Origin of the sequence: Microcoleus sp. (assembly GCF_049646505.1) — a bacterium.
In the GTDB taxonomy this organism is placed as follows: Bacteria; Cyanobacteriota; Cyanobacteriia; order Cyanobacteriales; family Microcoleaceae; genus Microcoleus.
Genome location: NZ_JBARVX010000151.1, coordinates 1 through 4,224, shown reverse-complemented (window position 1 = coordinate 4,224; position 4,224 = coordinate 1). Strand labels below are relative to the sequence as shown.

General features: G+C 42.5%; 7 protein-coding genes and 1 pseudogene. 6 read left to right on the top strand and 2 right to left on the bottom strand.

Annotated elements, in window-relative coordinates:
- On the top strand, positions 1–820 hold an 820-nt coding region (locus WBA89_RS08255; protein WP_424405496.1), incomplete at its 5' end, for a type II toxin-antitoxin system HicA family toxin.
- A 44-nt stretch (positions 821–864) separates the two neighbouring features.
- Entirely contained in the window at positions 865–1,353 is a 489-nt protein-coding gene (locus WBA89_RS08250) for a hypothetical protein (protein ID WP_424405494.1), read from the top strand.
- A 33-nt stretch (positions 1,354–1,386) separates the two neighbouring features.
- Here WBA89_RS08250 and WBA89_RS08245 read toward each other — a convergent pair whose 3' ends face one another.
- Entirely contained in the window at positions 1,387–1,815 is a 429-nt protein-coding gene (locus tag WBA89_RS08245) for a hypothetical protein (protein WP_424405492.1), read from the bottom strand.
- Between the two features lie 239 nt (positions 1,816–2,054).
- On the opposite strand from WBA89_RS08245, the gene WBA89_RS08240 reads away from it, so the two are divergent.
- The 4 genes from WBA89_RS08240 to WBA89_RS08225 all read left to right on the top strand — a co-directional run bounded on the left by WBA89_RS08240 (position 2,055) and on the right by WBA89_RS08225 (position 3,862).
- Complete coding sequence (locus tag WBA89_RS08240; protein WP_424405490.1) at positions 2,055–2,345, top strand: helix-turn-helix domain-containing protein; 291 nt, start codon at positions 2,055–2,057, stop codon at positions 2,343–2,345.
- Positions 2,346–2,477: 132 nt separating this feature from the next.
- On the top strand, positions 2,478–3,122 hold the full coding sequence (locus WBA89_RS08235) for a GIY-YIG nuclease family protein (protein ID WP_424405488.1): 645 nt from the start codon (positions 2,478–2,480) through the stop codon (positions 3,120–3,122).
- Between the two features lie 159 nt (positions 3,123–3,281).
- Positions 3,282–3,533: a ribbon-helix-helix domain-containing protein gene (locus WBA89_RS08230; RefSeq protein ID WP_424405486.1), complete on the top strand. Its 252-nt coding sequence runs from the start codon at positions 3,282–3,284 to the stop codon at positions 3,531–3,533.
- Positions 3,530–3,862, top strand: a complete 333-nt coding sequence (locus WBA89_RS08225) for a type II toxin-antitoxin system RelE/ParE family toxin (RefSeq protein WP_424405484.1) — start codon at positions 3,530–3,532, stop codon at positions 3,860–3,862. Before WBA89_RS08230 ends, WBA89_RS08225 begins: the two co-directional genes overlap by 4 nt.
- Positions 3,863–3,928: 66 nt before the next feature.
- On the opposite strand, the pseudogene WBA89_RS08220 reads toward WBA89_RS08225, so the two are convergent.
- Positions 3,929–4,224 (bottom strand): annotated as a pseudogene (locus tag WBA89_RS08220) (hypothetical protein); the annotation flags it as partial.

Here is a 4,224-nt window from a genome sequence, read left to right as displayed (position 1 = left end):
GCAAGAACAGGAGCAAAATAAGAGAGAACTGGAAAATCAAATTGCATCTTATGAAAGCGAACTGGCTCTTAAAGAACAGCAACAGCAAGAAACTGCTCAAACTTTAGAAGACGACTTGCAATTACTATGGCAAGAGTGGCAAGAAACGTCTCAGCGAGAATCTGAAGCAAAGCAGCGGAGTGAAGCGCTCAATCAGACAATAGCTGATTTGAAGCGCGATCGAGATTTAATACAACAGCAATCTCGTCAGCTAGAGCAGCAGCTAGAAATAATACCTAATATTAATGAACTGACCGCCGCACTAGAAGGAGCTAGGACAGAATTAGATCGGACTAAGGAAGAGTCAAGAAAGGGGGAAAATTATTATGTGGAAGAAATTGACAAGCTAGAAAAGGAAAAAGTTAAGTTAAACACCGAATTATGTTCATATAAAAAAGGCAAAACTGACTTTTTAGAAAAACGAAATAAGCAGTTAGAAAGCGCTCTTAGTGCAGCCCAAGAGAACACTAAAACATTAGAAAATATTATTGAAGATTTAAACGTTCGGCTTCAAAATCCGTCACAAAATTCCCATTCAGCTATACCTTGGTCTCAATTGCCAAGAATTTCAGGTAAACAAGCTATTAGGTCTTTAGAACGTTTGGAATTCAGGAGAGATAGGCCGCAAAATGGTAGTCACGTTTTTCTCAAACGGGTTCGGGTTGTACAGCAAATAGATAGTTGTAGTGTGCCATTCCATGATGAATTAGATTCTGGGACACTAGCTGGAAATCTTCGCCAAGCAAATGTCACCCTAGAGGAGTTTTTAGATAATTTATGATCGTGTTGAATCGGAAAAAACAATTTTAATGGAGTTTGATTAAAATGAAATTTGGGGCAATCAAGACACTAATTGCTAGTTCTATTCTTCTATCAATTTCATCTTTGTCATCTGCTCAAAGTAATCAAGAAAATTCTACAATTCTACCCACAGGAACTTACTACTCTCAAGGAACCATGTTCAATAATTCCCGGAGAGAAATTGCACATAAAAACAATAGAATCTGTATTAAGATTGTCAAGGGCCCTGCAAATCCTTACAAGGGAGTGGAAGATATCACAATTAGCAGCGTGTCTTTTCAAAAGGGGAAATTCTATATTGATGCTACCGGAGAAGAGTTAATCTTAGAAAAAAATGGAAAAGTAATAAATAGTGGTCGTGGTGGTGTATGGGAGTATAGAGGCACCTCACCAGATCCGAGGAGTCAACCTATACAGGCTCAAAAAATGGCAGAGTGTGTAGCGGCTCAAGGACGATATGTACAGAAGATGCAAGGAATATCCATCTCAGGAATCGATTTTCCCAAGCATTAACCACGATCAACATAGGTGGGGGTTGATGGGGGACTAGGCGCAAGCTAGGTTGAGCCTTTGTTCTGTGATGACTTGACGGATGTGGTTGAGTAGGGCTTCCCAAATTGCATCGGCGCTTTGGACTGGATACTTGAAATGTTCGAGGTCATACTGTACTATGATTTCTAGGGGTGCGAGAGTTTGCTGGTTTCGACAACTGGCAATTGTGGCGATCGTCTCTTGCTGCCATCTGGCAAATAGTCTGTAGCTGAAAAAGGAACTGCATTTTTGTCCTTTCTGGTTCAGATAGACGACTATTACTTGATGCTGTTTGGGATACACTTTGACTATGCGGTTGACGGGCATTCTCAGAGCTTCGGCTGCTTCTATTTTGGAGATTTGCCAGCGCTGGGGTTTGAGCCAACCGGAGGCTGTGAGGCTTTGACGGGTGTTGCGTGTTTTCTGTGTGCGTCTATTAGTCATTATTTTCTGACTGCTGGATCGCGAGGGATACTCAGATCCAGGACTACTAAATTTATACTTTTAACTTTATACTAAACTGACTTGTTTGTCAATGGTGGCAAGTCAAATAATAAACTATCGAATGATAATGATTTATGAACTGACCAGTTTACTTGTAGGTAAGGTCGAGTAGCTTTTAACTTGTGAACATCAAAAATAGACAAAAACTTAGTGAAATCATCAAAACTGCTCGTGGAACAATGAGTCAACGAGCGTTTGGTAAGCTTTTAGGCGTTTCTGCTACTGCTGTTCAACTTTGGGAAAGAGGCGATACGGTTCCCGATACTGAAAACTTGGGTAAGCTCGCAGCGAGAGCCGGCTATACTCTGGAAGAGTTTCTCAGCATTTTGGATGGCAATTCAGTCTCGCAACCACCAGAAATTAACGATATTGTCAAAAAAATTCAGTTTTTGCCTCTGAGTCAGGTGGCGCTAATTGGCAAAGCTGTAGCGGATAGATTCGCTGCATCGGCTGAGGCTGCTGGAGAATGAGTATTAGGCAAATTTATCTGTAAACTGGGAATTAACGATCTGTATTATATTGGCTGTGTTGGCTGCTTTTATAAAATCGTTTATTTTTTTAGGTACAAAAAAGTGATCGAAAAGTTATTGCAAGTTAACCCATTGACTTTACCATCTTTGCCTTTAACAGAAAAACAGAACTTACCGGGATTACCCGCTATTTATTTTGCCCTTGGAAATTCGGATGAAATTCTTTATATTGGTCGTTCTAAAAATTTGGCTGCTCGCTGGAATGCTCACCATCGCTATACCGAACTGAAAACGATAGGGAATGTTCGGATTGCATGGCTTCATTGTAGTGATGAATCATTGCTTTCGCAAATTGAAGAAGCACTGATTAAATCTTTTGTCCCTCCGTTAAACCGCACACCTAATCCCAATCCAAAGGTAACACCGAAAAATGAGAAAACGGAAAAACTAATTGAGGTTGTTAAATTAGCGCGGGGCTCGATGAGTCTGACTGCTTTTGGCAAGCTGTTGGGAGTTTCTGCTGCTTCTGTCTTGTATTGGGAAAAGGGGCAGGTACTTCCAGATACGAAAAATTTGACTCAGATTGCGACAAGAGCAGGCTTTACGATGGAAGAGCTCATGGCTCACCTCGAAGGCAAGCCGGTGCAGGAACCTGTCAATACCAACGATCTGCTCAAGAAAATTCAATGTATGCCGATTAGTGAGTTGGCAGTGATTGGTAGAGCCGTGATGGATAGACTCGCGGCGGCGGCTGAGTCTTCTGGGAAGTATGGTTGATGTAGATAGACCAGTTTTCTTGTAGGTTCGATCGCATAGCTTTTAAGTTGTGAACATCCAAAAGTGTCCAACCGATGTTCAAGCTGCAAATTTTAATTTTTATGGTGCTGCCCGATCGCCGATCGATACAATGATAGATATCCTAAATCTGTGTTGACGATGAACGTTATTCTTGCCATACCAGAAGAGCTGCAAATCTATATTGATGCTCAAATTCAGTCAGGGGCTTATGCCAGTGCGGTAGAATATTTTCTAGATTTGGTGCAGCAAGATCGGCAGCGAAAACAGGCACAAGCCAAACTAGAAGGTTTACTGCAAGAGGGTTTAGACTCGGAGGGAGAACCAGTGACGCCTGCTTACTGGCAGAATTTGCGGGCATCTCTTTTGGGTGGCGATTCACAACCAGTATGAGCGATCGATTAATTGTCAAAAATCGTGCCACACAGGATCTCAGACAACAGGCAAACTATATTCTGGTCAATGGAAATGCTCGTGCTGCGGAGCGATTTCTGGAGTTAGCCGAAGCCACTTTTGCACAATTAGCGACGATACCGGGAATGGGAAAAGTCGTGCGATTGGTTTCTTCTCGGATGGGGGAGATTCGTCAGTGGCGAATTAAGGATTTTCCAGATTATCTAATTTTTTACCGGATTCAAGACGATCGGGTGGAGGTTCTCCGTGTTTTGCATGGTGCTAGGGATTTGGAAGATATTTTGTCTAATCTTGATGAAGAAGTTTAAGGAGTTCATAAGATGTGTTCGATCGCCGATCGATACAGGAATACGCCTTAACTAAATGCGATCGCCCTATCCCTGACTCAATATGTCTAAAAACTCTCGGACAACGCGATCGGGTTCTTGACTGCACCTGCGGGCCTCGCAATAGTGGATGGTGAAGATGCCGTGGGATGCAAAGATGCGATCGCGCGTTTCATCCTTTTCTGTGTCGGGATGCCATATTTCCAGAATACCCCATTTGCCTTGGTGGAAAATGAGAAAATCTGGTTCTTGGTTTTGTCGGCCGGAGGGTGTGGTGAGGCGGGCTTTGGAGTTGGGGAAGAAAAGGACGGAAGTGCGATCGAGCGCTTCGGCAATTTTTACTT

What these genes read in the sequence shown, in the direction of transcription:
- WBA89_RS08250 (WP_424405494.1), top strand. Translation starts at nt 865, where the DNA reads ATGAAATTTGGGGCAATCAAGACACTAATTGCTAGTTCTATTCTTCTA.
- WBA89_RS08245 (WP_424405492.1), bottom strand. Translation starts at nt 1,815, where the DNA reads ATGACTAATAGACGCACACAGAAAACACGCAACACCCGTCAAAGCCTC.
- WBA89_RS08240 (WP_424405490.1), top strand. Translation starts at nt 2,055, where the DNA reads ATGAGTCAACGAGCGTTTGGTAAGCTTTTAGGCGTTTCTGCTACTGCT.
- WBA89_RS08230 (WP_424405486.1), top strand. Translation starts at nt 3,282, where the DNA reads ATGAACGTTATTCTTGCCATACCAGAAGAGCTGCAAATCTATATTGAT.
- WBA89_RS08225 (WP_424405484.1), top strand. Translation starts at nt 3,530, where the DNA reads ATGAGCGATCGATTAATTGTCAAAAATCGTGCCACACAGGATCTCAGA.